Source organism: Bradyrhizobium sp. AUGA SZCCT0182 (assembly GCF_018130185.1).
Taxonomy (GTDB): domain Bacteria; phylum Pseudomonadota; class Alphaproteobacteria; order Rhizobiales; family Xanthobacteraceae; genus Bradyrhizobium.
In genome coordinates, this window is the sequence record NZ_JAFCLY010000005.1 from 194770 (window position 1) to 207620 (window position 12851).

At 59.7% G+C, this 12851-nt stretch carries 11 protein-coding genes and 1 pseudogene; 7 read left to right on the plus strand and 5 right to left on the minus strand.

The window, feature by feature from the left end:
- Positions 1-39 precede the first annotated feature (39 nt).
- The 3 genes from JQ611_RS08325 to JQ611_RS08335 all read right to left on the minus strand — a co-directional run bounded on the left by JQ611_RS08325 (position 40) and on the right by JQ611_RS08335 (position 3746).
- Positions 40-351 (minus strand): hypothetical protein, encoded by a 312-nt coding sequence (locus JQ611_RS08325; protein ID WP_212465160.1) that lies wholly within the window; start codon positions 349-351, stop codon positions 40-42.
- Positions 344-1852, minus strand: coding sequence for a hypothetical protein (locus JQ611_RS08330; protein WP_212465161.1), 1509 nt, complete (start codon positions 1850-1852; stop codon positions 344-346). The genes JQ611_RS08325 and JQ611_RS08330 overlap by 8 nt, the downstream gene beginning before the upstream one ends.
- A gap of 142 nt (positions 1853-1994) precedes the next feature.
- The gene (locus tag JQ611_RS08335; RefSeq protein WP_409411258.1) at positions 1995-3746 is read right to left on the minus strand and encodes a hypothetical protein; all 1752 of its coding nucleotides are present in this window, start codon (positions 3744-3746) and stop codon (positions 1995-1997) included.
- Positions 3747-3948: 202 nt separating this feature from the next.
- Between JQ611_RS08335 and JQ611_RS08340 the strand changes: the two genes are divergently transcribed.
- Complete coding sequence (locus JQ611_RS08340) at positions 3949-4233, plus strand: hypothetical protein (protein ID WP_212465163.1); 285 nt, start codon at positions 3949-3951, stop codon at positions 4231-4233.
- Positions 4234-4521: 288 nt separating this feature from the next.
- On the opposite strand, the gene JQ611_RS08345 is transcribed toward JQ611_RS08340, so the two are convergent.
- On the minus strand, positions 4522-5067 hold the full coding sequence (locus JQ611_RS08345; RefSeq protein WP_212465164.1) for a hypothetical protein: 546 nt from the start codon (positions 5065-5067) through the stop codon (positions 4522-4524).
- Between the two features lie 743 nt (positions 5068-5810).
- Here JQ611_RS08345 and JQ611_RS08350 point away from each other — a divergent pair.
- From JQ611_RS08350 to JQ611_RS08370, 5 genes and pseudogenes are all read left to right on the plus strand, one after another.
- Entirely contained in the window at positions 5811-6167 is a 357-nt protein-coding gene (locus JQ611_RS08350; RefSeq protein ID WP_212465165.1) for a hypothetical protein, read from the plus strand.
- 938 nt (positions 6168-7105) lie between these two features.
- A complete protein-coding gene (locus JQ611_RS08355; RefSeq protein ID WP_212465166.1) occupies positions 7106-8044 on the plus strand; it encodes an adenylate/guanylate cyclase domain-containing protein in 939 nt (312 codons plus the stop codon).
- A 473-nt stretch (positions 8045-8517) separates the two neighbouring features.
- The gene (locus JQ611_RS08360; RefSeq protein WP_212465167.1) at positions 8518-8922 is read left to right on the plus strand and encodes an integrase arm-type DNA-binding domain-containing protein; all 405 of its coding nucleotides are present in this window, start codon (positions 8518-8520) and stop codon (positions 8920-8922) included.
- Positions 8915-9196, plus strand: a pseudogene (locus JQ611_RS08365) (DUF5131 family protein); the annotation flags it as partial. The gene JQ611_RS08360 and the pseudogene JQ611_RS08365, both read left to right, overlap by 8 nt.
- A gap of 65 nt (positions 9197-9261) precedes the next feature.
- Positions 9262-10263, plus strand: coding sequence for a DUF4424 domain-containing protein (locus tag JQ611_RS08370; protein WP_212465169.1), 1002 nt, complete (start codon positions 9262-9264; stop codon positions 10261-10263).
- An 11-nt stretch (positions 10264-10274) separates the two neighbouring features.
- On the opposite strand, the gene JQ611_RS08375 is transcribed toward JQ611_RS08370, so the two are convergent.
- The gene (locus JQ611_RS08375; protein WP_312011896.1) at positions 10275-12608 is read right to left on the minus strand and encodes a caspase family protein; all 2334 of its coding nucleotides are present in this window, start codon (positions 12606-12608) and stop codon (positions 10275-10277) included.
- Between JQ611_RS08375 and JQ611_RS41630 the strand changes: the two genes are divergently transcribed.
- The gene (locus JQ611_RS41630; protein WP_283816743.1) at positions 12601-12849 is read left to right on the plus strand and encodes a PAAR domain-containing protein; all 249 of its coding nucleotides are present in this window, start codon (positions 12601-12603) and stop codon (positions 12847-12849) included. The two genes, JQ611_RS08375 and JQ611_RS41630, sit on opposite strands and share 8 nt — an antisense overlap.
- The last annotated feature ends 2 nt before the right edge of the window (positions 12850-12851 follow it).

Sequence of the window (12851 nt, forward strand, 5' to 3'; positions counted from 1 at the left end):
AAAGGTCTAGGGCGACAAATAATTATCGTCCCTGTGCCGCTACTTCAGTCTCTCTAGCAGATCGGCATAGATTTCATCCAGGAGAGGGGCGTTTGCGAGGCTACCGTTGCGCTGGAAATAGTTTCCGATCTGGCTATCGTGATGGATGGAAATTTGGATGGAATCCAGAACGACTACCCACCTACGAGAATAAACACTGTCGACTGACTCGCAAACGATCGCCTTCCAATATTTTTGCAGATAGTGAACTAGCGAGTCGAAGCCTTCCCACGAAGGGTCGGCCCAGAAATAATACGTCACCTTACCTTCGTCATCTATTCCCTTAGTGATGGGTATAAGTTCGTCACTCATCATCGAGTCCCAATTGTTTGTTCACCGACGTCCTCGTCTTTTGCGAGCTGTTGATAATGCTCCTGTAGATGTCGTCACCCGAAAGACCGCTTTGCTCTCGGGACTTGACCATTTGCTCCCAGGTTCGATTGGGTTCTTCGCGAGCAAGGCGATCAGCAGTAACCCGATCGCTCATCAATTCTCTGGCACGAGCCCGGTTTGCGTTCCTTTGGTCGAAGGCTTGCTTGGCCTGTTGCTCAATAGAAAGTGTTCGATCTACATTCTCGGCTATTTTCGCATCTTGGTCCAAATACCACTTTCTCGCTTCAACGTTATTCAACGTGCCGCGGGCAGGATCGTCACCATACAGTTCATAAAATTCTGCGCTTCTGCGATTAACGGCTTCTGGGCTGTATGGAGAATCCGGTCGTGTTGGAGAATCCTTCGCAGCTTCAGAGCCGCCGGAGGTGTGCTCAACTGAGCGCGTGGTCCCATCATTGTCCGGATTGGATCGTTGGCTTCTCCCGACGCCATCTTTTTCACCGCCACCGCGACGACGGCTGACGTCTACCGCGGCTTCTCGAGCAGGAGGCGGCTTCCTCACCGATCCTTTCGCTTCAAGCCCCGAGCTCGTGGCGCGCGTCGTTGCATGCGTTAGGGCCGCGATTAGCACCGTGATGCCGATCATCACGATGATGTCGGCCAGGATGTCCGCCGACGCTTCGAGATCCTTTTCGTCCTTCGCGGCCCGCGTCACCACGACAAACTGACCGATCAGATGCGCGGCGCCGATGAGCGCCTGCATGGCGAAGATGCCGGTGCCGGTGAACACGAGAGCTGCGCCTACAAGCAACATGTCGAGGATTTCGCCAACGATGAAGAACTGCGATGCGAACCAGACCATGAGCGATCCGACGAGCCACGCCACGAAGGCCGGATCCGAAAGTATCTGTTTTAGCTGCTGCCGCACGTCGTCCGACAGTTTCCGCGAGTCCGCCGTGAGCACGACAATAGCGGTGAGCTTCTCGGCGATGGACCAGTCGCCCACCAGCCGCTTGGGGCCCGACACGATGCTGCGGTCCACCATCGCGGGCGGTTTCGTTGCCGACGGCTTGACCATGCTGACCTTGACCGGAGCGGGCGCGCGCACCGGACCCTGCCATGGCATGGCGCGGCTGCGGGTCTGCAAGGCCTCCGTCGCCTGCTTGCTGCGCGCGGCCGACGTATCGTGGCGGTGCAGCGAGAGGTCCGTGACGAGGAACACGATCAGCGGCCCGCCAACCCCCATCCGCGCGATGCGTTCAATGATGGAGTGATCCTTGATGCCGGAAACGCGGGCGTCGCCCTGCCAATGTGCCCAGAAGCGGCGCAGCGCCTCACGCGACGCCGGATCCTGCAATGCGGCCATCAGGCGCTGACGGATCTCCGCCTCGCTGTCCAGGCAGTAGCGGCTGCCAAGAACTCCCGCCGCGGCACGGGGCCCGATTAGCAGGGTCGCCGTTCCGGCCTTGAGCCGGAGCATGGAAAAGGTGCTTTGCAAAACGGGTTACGTCGAAAGATGGGTTATTTACCAGCCGATATCTTCGGTGCGGAAATCATCCAACGCAAGTAAAACCGGCACACAAACTCCCCACTTGGTCGACCGGAAGCGTCTCGCGCGGCTCCTAGCGCCTGTGCCTCCGCCGCGGACTTGGTTGCTGCTTGACCGCCTTCTCGGCCTTGTCCGGCTTGTCTGAGGCATAGGCGCTTTGCGCAATCACCATGTTGTCCTCGGCAAGTCCCTTGAAGCGCACCGGCGTGTATCCGCGGGCAAGCAGGGAGGCGAGCGGATAGATGTTGCGGCACACCCGGCCGTTGCAGCCGCCGGTCGAGGATTCCATCACCTCGGCCTTGCGATCGGGCGTGAAGCGCAAAAACAGCATTACATGTGAGCCGGGCTTGTTCAGGGCGTCTCCCGGGCGCAATCCCCAAGGGTCCGCCAGCGGCTTGGCGATCGCCGGAATGGCTGCCGTCGTGTAGTGAACGGACAGCCCCCACGCCGCGCTGACGAAGGCCGAGCAGTCGACCCCGGCGACGTCATTGCGCGGCTGGTTCTTGGTGCAGACATTGCCGGCTTTGACGCCGCGTTGCAGCGCCGCCTGGAACTTGGCCAGCGACCCGTTGCAGCCCCAGCAATAGGGCACGCCGCGAACCTGCTGACCGAGTTTGCCTTGCAGGTACCAAGGTCTTCGAATCCGGCTGAAGCCGGTACAAGAGGTATCTGGATCCGGCCCGTAATTCTGCGCCGTCACCTGCCATTGGATGCCCTCGAAGGCGAATGCCGTCTCGATCGCCTGCTGGCGGTTTGAGGGGCGCACGGCCGCGATGGCATTGAAATTGGTCGAAGGCGCGTTGCCGGCGTTTTGCAGGCGCGGACGTATGTCGATCAGCTTGGCATTACGCAGCGGCCGAAAGCCGACTCCGACGACATCCACTCCGGTTCGCTGGGTGCGCAGGAAATAGACGTCGCCATCTCCTGAGATGGTGACGAAGCGGCGCGTAATCGGGGTGTTTTCCAGCGGCAGCTCATAGACCCCCTCAAGCTCGCCAGTCGGCGCATAACGGGCGACGAATGTCGCCGCGCCCGCCGCGGCATTCGGAATGTTCTCGCCCAGAATGTAGAGGCGCTCGTTGTTGTCGATCTCGAGGAATTCCACCGCGCCGAGCTTGTCCCGCACCCGCAAGCGGATCTGGGCAACCGTCTCGTCGCCGTCCATGGTCCGGACTTCGACAAGCACGCTGTTGTCGGTTTTTTCGGGCGTGATGTCGGCAATCACGGAGCCCCGGCTGCGAGAGGCGATATATTGCCGGCTCGGTTTGCGCCCTTGTTTGACAGTGACGGCGCGCGTGTTCTGGTCCAGCAGCTCGACCGGATTGCCAGGCGGCTGGGAGCCCATTTGCGCAAAGGCAGATGCGGCAATCACGTCGTCGACGGCGCGCGTGCTCACCTCCTCCAGCTTCACGATGGTGCCGCCGACCCCCCGCGTCGAAACCGGATCGGCCGTCGCCTTCAGCGTTCGGATGCCATTGTCCCAGACCAGGATTTCGTCCTTCCGCACGACGAGATCGTTGGGCTGAACGCTTGCCGGCATTTCCAGAATGCTCGGATCCTCGGCGGGGCGCTTGGGATTGAACTGCACGATGCGCTGGTTGAGCTGGTCGAGCAGGAACAGATTGCCGTTGGAGTCGGCCGTCAGAGCCTGCGGACCGTAAAGTTCGACATCCTCGCTCGCGTCGGCTATTCCCACCGCATCAGCCGAATTGCCACTCGTAAACCGCTTGACGATCAAATCGTCCGCCGAGGCGCTACAGCTTGCTAATGTGATGGCCGCGGCGGCATATGCGAAACTCAGAAAACGATTCCGCAGCGTTGGCATGGCCTGCCCAGTCAAATGATGAAACATCGGGCCTAGTCTTACATCCTGGCGGGCCGAAAGTCAGCAGGGTTGACAGGGCTGGTGGCGGCCGGCCAGGCGTTAGCTCGCCTTGATGACGGCCTTACTGGCCAATGCAGGGTCCTCTGGGCTAGGATCGGCGCGGTGGTCTTGAATATCACAACAACCAATTTGGAAGCGCATCATGGCCAAGAATCGATTTGAGCGGGTAAGCGAGGTGCAGCCGGACGCGATTACGCTGTCCCTAAGCAGATCGAGCAGCGGGGAGGTTGGCTCGGTGATCTTTCCGGCCTCGGCAAGTGGAGGCAAGTTCAGTGAGGACAAGATCAGCGACGAACTGCCGGCGGTCGATTCGTTTCGCTCCGCGATCAAGCTCGCCAACGAAATGAAAGTCCCGATGGTTGTCATGGATCCGAACGGCGTCTGGAAAGACAATTGGGGCGAGCTTTACACCCCGGTCGACGACTAACTATCCTGAGGAATATCTCAAGTGCTTAGCAACCGTGGGGGGCGGGGCGGCTTGAAGTGCCTTGGCTTCTGGTTTTCACCAAGCATTTCCGAATCAAATCAATTAGCTCAGTAGCGGGAGGCGCAAATGAAAAGAATGATAGGGCTGATAATTTGTTCGTTGTTCATATCCTCGACGCTGTTCGCGCAAGCAGTTCAGTGCGAAGGTCGTCCAGAGCATTTCGATACTCGGGCGTCGGCTAGACATGAAGGCCCCGGGTAGCGTGGCTGCGCCGATTCCCCGTGGCCCTCACTTGTTAACAGCATCGACGAATGCTTTGATGTCTGTCGCCGGTGTCACCTTTTGCCCCCAAGCGTTGGTCCAGTCCGTTACAACAGCGTCAGGGATAACGTAATTTCTTCCGCTATACTGCGTTGCGATTTTCTCTCGTTCACGGTTGAAGCCATTCGCAAAATCGCAAAAGAAAAACTTAGACTCGTGAGCATCTCGTTCCGCCTGACTAAGCTGACGTTCGCTTTTATAGCGAGATCCCTTTGGAGGATTGAAGACGCCTGCATCGCGCAGCGACGTTCCATATTGCTGCTGGACGCCTGACGAATCCATCTTCTCAGCTGAATTGGCTTCGCGAGTGCTAACTTCGTTCGCCGCTAGAAAGGCTTGCAGGAACGCAGCTGCGCCATAAGCTCCGGCTGCAATGCGCATTCCGTTAGCGGTGATAAAAGGTCCGCCCATATCGATCTTCGCGCCACCTGGCGGCTTCCTCGCGGTCAATGACGCAGCGATTGACTCTTGAAGCCTCCTTACCCTCTCGATGACCTCTTTGGGCAACGGCACCGTGGAGCTCTCCTTCAAATACCACTTTTGGCATCCTTATCGAAGCACGCAACGACAACTACCGATATGTGTGCGAACCATCTCACACTTCGGTTCGTCTATAGCCCCTTGCATTCCCTCTAACGCTGCGGAATTTAGGCCATTCCTTCTCGATCGAACAAATTTCAAGGCAATTTGTTGATGCCTACCGACGCCGAAGCAACACTCAGGTTAGCACGAGTTTCAGCTAAAGTGGCGGGCGGCCGGTCTTCGGCATGCCTTCTTATCTCGTCCGCCTCGAAGGCAGATTACCTCCCCCAGGGGGACGATTAAGACTATCAGCCCGGCCCGCGGCGTCCAGACCGTTATGTCCGCCAGCGAGAAACCTGAGCCGGTACCGGTCGACCTAAAGCCGGATCAGGCGCATCGTTTCCCGCCTCGCCAACGGCGGCAAACACCAACTCGTGATACGGGCAGGTAAGAGCCACAAGTTCACGATTCCTGAGGATGAGGTGCCGCGCTAAACGCCTTTTGACCGGCGATCCCTGAGACGGCGACGCCTGAAGATGCAAATCAATTTGGGTCCAGCGATCGCCTGCCATGCTTGCGGCTGTGCCGTGGTCGGGGAGATCAAGAAGGAGCGCCACGTCTATTACCACTGTACCGGCTACGCAGATAAACGCCAGGGCAACCCCGCTAGCTGCCGCCGGCAAGTATGTGCGCGAGGAGGCGCTCGAAGCGCAGTTCACGGACTGCTCGGGCGATTGAAGTTTGATGACGAGGTGCTGGAATTGGTGCGCGACGCGCTGCACGCCAGCCACGCCGACGAACGCCGCGACCACGAGGAGGCGATCAGGCGCTACCAGACCGAGTTCAAGCGGCTGCAGGATCGGATTAACGCAATGTATGTCGACAAGCTCGACGGGCTGGTCGAGACCGCCTTCTTCGAGAGAATGTCGAACCAGTGGCGCGAGGAACAGAACCGCTGTCAGCGCGAAACGAGCGACACCAGAATGCCGACAAATCCTACAAGGACGAGGGCATCGCACTGCTCGACCTCGCCCGCAACGCTCAACGGCTGTTCGCCGCGCAGGAGTCACGCGAAGAACGCCGTCTGTTGAACTTTCTGCTATCGAACTGCACGTGGGAGGATGGCGAGGTGGTCGGCACCCTCCGCGAACCTTTTGATATGTTGGCGGAAGCGGCAGCTAACTCAAACCGTCCCGAAAGCGGCGCGACGTTTAAAACGGAGAAAACTGAGATTTGGCTAAGCGACGTCAGTTCGAAGTTCCGTTCCTTGGCGCGTGTTATCTTATCACCAAGGGACCATTCTCGACCGATTTCACCTATCGCCACTCGTGGTACGACATGAGTGTGACGAACATAGCTGCATCCACGGCGGGCCACAATCTCCGGCTATCAAATGATGACATGTTCACCTCCCAGAATCGGGTGGTGATGAGGGCTTTAAATCACTGGCTATTCTCAAGTGTGAACTGTTTCACATTCTCACGCTAAATCGAGGCCGAGGCAGGGTTGCTGCCCAACGCAGGTCGCGCGAGACGCCACAGTGAACGGTAGGCACTCCTCTGCGTGCGGCTCCCATTTCGGAACTCACCGGTTTTTCATTATCCCGGACCACGCAAACCTCTCAATGAGGATGCGCCGACAGCAAGCGCCACAGGTCGAGAGCGAACACGCTAAGGCCGACTAAGGACAAATCGGCTGCTCCTGCTGGTCGGCGCGTCCTCATTAGGCGGAGGGCATCGGCGAATTCAGGGACTTCTTCCCATAGCCGATACTGTCGCCTAATGCCCTAGAGCAATGAGCAAACGAAATGCCGCCGGGCGACGGCTCCTTACGCATTACATCGTCAAGCTGACCATGACGACGCGCGGCTGCTAATTCACCACTGTTCCGGCTCAAAATGCGACGGTACTCTACGACCTTCGTTGCGGCGAACATTCTCTAGACCTGCGGCGGCCCAAGGTCGCATTATGACCTGCGGCTGATTGAACGACTCCGCTTCGGCCCGCCAATCGCTTTAGGGATCGCTTGTATGCCCACCTTCTTGAAGGAATCGGCGAGTGGGGAAGTGTTCGAGCTTAAAGATTTCACACTGATCGGGCGCGGCGAGGGTATGACGGTCCGCCTCCGCGATTCCAACGTCTCGCGCCAGCATGCAACCATCCGGCGCGAAGGCGTAAACTACTGGCTTGTCGATCTCGGTAGCGCCAACGGCAGCTATGTGAACGATGTCGCGCTGACCTCGGCGCGGACGCTCTGCCATGGCGACCGTATCCAGTTCGGCAACTCGGTGTTGGTTTTCCAGAAAGGTGAATTCGCCGAGGCGCAAGATCCGCCGCTGAGCGAGAAGACGGCGATTCCTCTTAACGGAACGCCAGCGCCGAAGAGCGTTAACGTCACGCTGTTCGTAGCCGACCTCAAGGACTTTACGGGGATCAGCGCGATGCTTTCCCCCAATCAACTGGCCGACTTGCTGAGCGAATGGTACGCCGACTGTCACGCTATCCTTGGGCAATACGGCGCGTCTATCGACAAATTCATCGGTGACTCCGTGTTTGCCTATTGGCACGGCACTGACGCCGATACGCGCGTCAGGGCGTTGAGCGCGGCCGTAGCGCTCCGCGCGGTGGAAATTGCGCCGACGTCCAACACCCGTGTCTTGTTAAGGGCTCAGCATAACATCCAGCTTGACTGCCGCATCGGCATGCACATTGGGACCGTGGCTATGGGCCCAATGGGCAAGGGCATCAGCACGGCGCTTGGCGATGCCGTTAACATCGCTTTCGGTATCGAAGCGTTGACCCGTGTGGTCGGCCAGCCAGCGCTGGTCAGTGCCGCCTTTCTCGAGGGATGGGATCAAGGCCGCCAGTATTTTGATTCCTGCGGCCACCACAAAATCAAGGGTCGCGGCGCGCTGATCGAGGTGTTCGCCCTGCGGCAGGCCAGCGGGACGGTCGTCGGCATCCTATAGCCTTAGGCACAGTCCTCCGCAAAGCTCTTTCACGACTACCTCAATTAGCCTCACGTCGTCAGCGCAATCCCCGAATGTCGGAGAACCCAAGACTCGGCTACACTGCGCCCATGTCATTCTTGGTGCAGGGCTGCATCGATGATCACACGCTGGCGGTTACCGCCGCAACGGCGAGGCAGCATTTGAGCTTCCGGTCGCTCCGTCGCAGCCTGCAGCAACAGATCCACTCGAGGGATACGGCAGCCCCAACTTGCTGCCCATCCTCACCAGGACGAAGGCAATGCGCCGCGCGGCTTCTGGCATCAAGATCGATTTCCCGGACGAGTCCGCCGTGTGAACATCGCGCAAAGCGGCGAACGATGGAAAACGAGCCGTCTACACTCATTCTCGGGGCACGACAGCGGTTTCAGGCTGTCGCGACGTGGGGCACCGATAGGGGATTTGGGATCGATTTGGGGACCTAAGGGGCGGCGATGGCGGGCGATCTGACTGCGCAGAAGGTCGAAACCGCGAAGCAAGGCAAATACAGCGACGGCGGCAACCTCTATTTGATTCTTTCGGAGACCGCTGCCCGCAAATCGATGCGGCGGTTTACATGGCGCGGCAAGGCCAAGGAAATGGGGCTGAGGAGCGCCACCAGTGTTCCGTTGGCCGATGCCCGAGAGCGGGCAGCCAGCGCGCGTCGCAGGATTGCCCAAGGGTCTTCCGTGTATTTCCGAGAGACAATCCTCGCAGAAGACCAAATAGGCCTTCGCTCCCATCGACGCTGTGCAGCCCCGGCAGACCGAGAATACTGCGGCGGCTGGCGCTACATCATCGAGCCCATGCGCTCCGCCTCTCCGCATGTGTGCAGCGCTAGTGAGGCTGACCATGGCTGAAAATAGCAAGATTGAATGGACCGACCACACGTTTAATCCGTGGATCGGATGCACCAAGGTCTCGCCGGCATGCGACAACTGCTATGCCGAAGCCATGATGTATCTGCGGTATGGCCGCGCCACCTGGGGACCGGGCGAGGATCGTCAGCGGACATCCGCCGCCAATTGGCAATTGCCGCGACGCTGGAACAGGCAGGCCGAAGCGCTTGGAAGCCGCCCCTTCGTCTTCTGCGTCGCCTCTCTCGCGGATGTCTTTGACAATGAGGTTGGTGCCGCGATAATCATTGATAGCGGTCTCCTTGCGGCCGCAAAATTTATCTCATAGCAGCAGGAGCGATGATGTATCAGCTTCGCGCAAGCATACTCGCCATCGGTTTGGCATTCGCTGGGGGATCTACTGCAGTTGCGAACGACTCCGCGGCTGAGCTTTCGATCGGGGGCCTACACTTCGCGCGTACGCCGAATGTCGAGATGAGGAGCGAAGACCTGAGGATATCGCTCGATCGCGTCAGCGTTCGCTACGAGTTCGTCAATACGTCGACAGCCCCGGTGACGCTCACCGTGGCTTTCCCTCTTCCCGACATCGACCTGGCGGAGGGAGAAAGCGTGTCGTTCCCATCGAACGACCCGCTTAACTTCGTCGACTTTGCGACAAAGGTTGACGGCGCTGCCATCAAGTTCAACGTCGACCAGCGCGCGTTCATCGGCGACAAGGAAGTCACGTCTCAACTGCGCGAGCTGAAGGTGCCGCTGTTGCCCTTGGGCACGCAGCAATTCCGGCCTGGCGAGCTTCCCGCAGCGACCCGGACCAGGATGGCGTCTGATGGGCTGCTGATTCCAGCGGGCAGCGACGAACGCGGGCGCGCGCTTTATTCGGCGGGCTGGATCGTCAAAACCGCCGTGTACCGGGAGCAGGTCTTTCCGCCCGGCAAGGGCGTGGTTGTCGAGCACACCTACCGACCTAGCGTCGGCGCCAGCCCCGACACGATCCTGCGTAAGACCCTGCGGCAGAATAAGGCCATGGCGAAGGAGGTCGAGCGGTACCGCAAGGATTATTGCGTAAGCGAGGAGTTTCTTCAGGAACTCGACAAGCTTGCGGGCTCGTTGCGAGATGGCGGCGCCATGGTTCAGGAGCGGCGGGTTAGCTACATCCTGAAGACGGGGGCCAATTGGGCAGGCCCTATCAAGAGCTTCCATTTGTCGATCGACAGGGGAGGCCACCTGGTTAGCTATTGTCCTGGCAAGCTGGCGGCGGGGGCGGCGAAGCAGGCGCTCGAAGTCACTGCGACCGACTTCACGCCAGAGCGTGATATCAAGGTGCTGTTCGTCGGGAAATTCTGATCGGCGCTAACTTAGAAGCCTATGCCGAGCATGGCACCGCCGCCGCCCGACGGTCGGGATTCAACGCGAGGCGCCGGCGCCGGCCGGGATTCAGCGCGGACCGTAGGCGCAGGCGCCGGATGGTCTTCGCGAACCGGGCGGTGGTTTGGACGTGATACCGCCTTGGTCCTCGATGGCCGGCTCACCACGGGCTTTTCTTCCGGTTCCACCTTCGGGGGCGTGCAGATCGGGGCTTCCGCCTTTTTCAGGTCGGACAGAACTGCATCGTCTACGTCCAGGCTGTTGCTCGGCTTGCCAAGGGAGGCGTACACTTTCTTCAGCGCATCCTTGGTTGCTTCGGTGAGATCGCCATTTTCCGCGCCGCGATAGCAGCCGAGCCGACGCAGCTCGGCTTGCGAACTGCGGATCACGCCGCGCTTGATCTCCAGATTCACCTGCGCCAGCGCCTCGACGAATTTGGGTGCAAGGTTGGTGCAGGTCAGTGAGGATTGAAGATCGAGCAGCTTGCCACGGGCTTCCTTGGTGCCCGGCGCCTTGGCAAGGGCAGCGAGTTGCTTACCCTCGGATTCACAGGCCCTCTGCGCCTGCTCACGCTCAGCGGCCAGGGCAGCGACGACGCTCTGCGCACGCACCTTGGCGTCGGCGCAAGCTGAAGAGACGATGAACAGCTTGAGCTTGGCTTCGTCGCGGCCGGCGGCATCGACTCTGGACTGCTCGGCCCTGCAGGTCTCTTCGGCCTTCTTCCGGGCCTCTTCTTCTTTTCGTCTCGCTTCCTCCCGGGCTGCGACTTCTTGCTGCGCTTTCACCCGCTCTTGTTCTAAAGCGGCAAGCTTCTCGGCAGCCAGACGGCGCTGCTCGGCCTCCTTCTTCTCGGCCAGTGCTTTTTCAGCATTCTTGCGGTCTTCGTCCAACTTCGCCAGGCGCTGCTGTTCCTCGCGTTGTTGTCGCGCAATGCGCTCAGCCTGCTCCTGCTGGTCCTTCTTGCGCTGCTCCTCGAGCGCCGTAAGCTGCGCCTGTTCGTCTCGCTTACGCTGCGCTTCTTTCGAGGCCGCCAGCGTATCGGCCTGCTTCCGCTCCTGTTTCAGGCGCTCGATCTCGGCGCGGGTCGCGGCCTCCTGCTCCTCCAGCTCTTTCTGCAAGGCCTCGCGGCGGATACGGATCTGCTCGTCTTCGCGGTCCCGCTTGGCGCGTTCCAGCACTTCGAGCCGGTATTTCGCATCCAGTGCGCTAATCGAGTTCGGATAACGGCGCAGGAATTCGCGAATCTGGGGGATGTCCGCACTCTCGCGAATTTCTTCCCAGATCCTGCGGTCTGATTGATTCAGATAGTAGTCGCTTAACAGGCTGATCGAGGTCTCCGGCCGCTGCCGCCCGCCGGTTGCGTCGTTCACATCGCGCGCGACCCGTCGGAACAGTGTTCCGATCTCCAGGCCGGGCTCCCGCATCACCTTGATGAGAGCCGAGCTGAAGGGACTGTGGTTGGAGTTGACGCCGTCAAGCGCGACGTCGTCCGGCGCCGTGGCGTAAGCGATCACCATGCCTTGCGTTTTGTCGATCCGCGCGAGGCCTCGAGTCGCGGATACACCGCGCGCCTGACCACCGCTCGCAATCCTGTTGAGCCGGTCAGCGATCGGATTGTTGCGGCAAGCGTCGAGAATCATAATCTTGACGCCGCTCGCGCGATCCAGCGTCGTTCGTACATCGTCGATCGAAAGCAGATTGTACCGAATGCTGATCTCGTCCTCCAACTGCGCATCCACAGGCATCAGAAAATTCTTGCCTTGGTATTGAATGGCATGGCCAGCGTAGAAGAACAGCGCCGTGTCGGCGGTCACCGACAGCCGAGCAAACTTCTCCAAGACGCCATCCATGTCTCGCTTGCCGACGTTGGTGACGAGTTGGACTTCGAACTCAAGACCGCGCAGGACATCAGCGATCGCGCCCGCATCGTTCTTGGGGTTGGCCAGAGTAAGGGAGGAATCTTTATAGTCGGAGTTGCCGACCACCAACGCAACGCGCCTTTCAACCGCGTAGGCATGATTAGTCGCCAGGGTTAAAACACCCAGAAGCGCCAGGACCGCTGATCTTAGCAGCCTCGACATCACGCCCCTACACGTCGCGGAATGACCGCTCCAAATCACCTTATGAATACAGATCATAGGCCAACGCGAGAAGGCTGGCAACGAGCCTTGTGCCGAAGTCACGATGGGGATGGCCTTACCCGAGCCGGCATGAACCAGTTGACCGATCACGCCAAAGCGGCAACCCTCCCGGTTGCCCTTACGAGGATCACCGATGCCACCGTCCGCCCGAATAACGGATATGCACACCTGTCCTATGGTCACGGCGCTTGTCCCTCATGTCGGAGGTCCCATAATACCGGCATGTTGCCCGACCGTGATTGTGTCCGGTATGCCAGCGGCTCGGGTAGGCGACCTCTGTACCTGCGTCGGGCCGATCGACACGATCGTCAAGGGGTCTGCGACCGTCTTCATTGGCGGCAGCCCGGCGGCCCGTATCGGAGACAACACCGCCCATGGCGGCGTGATCGTCACAGGCGCCCCGCTTGTCATTATCGGCGGTTAACC

Bases quoted from the DNA above. Each gene is read 5' to 3' on its own strand.
- JQ611_RS08325 (WP_212465160.1), bottom strand. From the start codon at position 351: ATGAGTGACGAACTTATACCCATCACTAAGGGAATAGATGACGAAGGT.
- JQ611_RS08330 (WP_212465161.1), bottom strand. From the start codon at position 1,852: ATGCTCCGGCTCAAGGCCGGAACGGCGACCCTGCTAATCGGGCCCCGT.
- JQ611_RS08335 (WP_409411258.1), bottom strand. From the start codon at position 3,746: ATGCCAACGCTGCGGAATCGTTTTCTGAGTTTCGCATATGCCGCCGCG.
- JQ611_RS08340 (WP_212465163.1), top strand. From the start codon at position 3,949: ATGGCCAAGAATCGATTTGAGCGGGTAAGCGAGGTGCAGCCGGACGCG.
- JQ611_RS08355 (WP_212465166.1), top strand. From the start codon at position 7,106: ATGCCCACCTTCTTGAAGGAATCGGCGAGTGGGGAAGTGTTCGAGCTT.
- JQ611_RS08360 (WP_212465167.1), top strand. From the start codon at position 8,518: ATGGCGGGCGATCTGACTGCGCAGAAGGTCGAAACCGCGAAGCAAGGC.
- JQ611_RS08370 (WP_212465169.1), top strand. From the start codon at position 9,262: ATGTATCAGCTTCGCGCAAGCATACTCGCCATCGGTTTGGCATTCGCT.
- JQ611_RS41630 (WP_283816743.1), top strand. From the start codon at position 12,601: ATGGTCACGGCGCTTGTCCCTCATGTCGGAGGTCCCATAATACCGGCA.